Below are 230 nucleotides of genomic sequence, written 5' to 3'. Positions count from 1 at the left end.
ATAGGACCAATGGTTAGGTTCGGCACATAGTGGTTATCCATAACATCGAAGTGAACGATGTCGGCACCTGCAGCCAGCACGTTGTCGACTTCTTCGCCTAAACGAGCAAAGTCCGCAGCTAAAATAGACGGTGCAATAAGAAAATCTTTCATATTTGTCTCCGGCAGTGACAGAATGTTGTTTGCGCAATATTCTAACAAGGCCCGTTGCATAAGTATTGGATTCAATGA

At 44.3% G+C, this 230-nt stretch carries 1 pseudogene; it reads right to left on the bottom strand.

Annotation, left to right across the window (positions count from 1 at the left end):
- Positions 1-152: pseudogene (locus tag BTW00_RS13795) on the bottom strand (ribulose-phosphate 3-epimerase); the annotation flags it as partial.
- Positions 153-230 lie beyond the last annotated feature (78 nt).

The sequence above is a fragment of the Psychrobacter sp. C 20.9 genome (assembly GCF_001921765.1).
Taxonomy (GTDB): domain Bacteria; phylum Pseudomonadota; class Gammaproteobacteria; order Pseudomonadales; family Moraxellaceae; genus Psychrobacter; species Psychrobacter piscatorii_B.
This window is presented reverse-complemented; position numbering and strand designations above follow the sequence as displayed.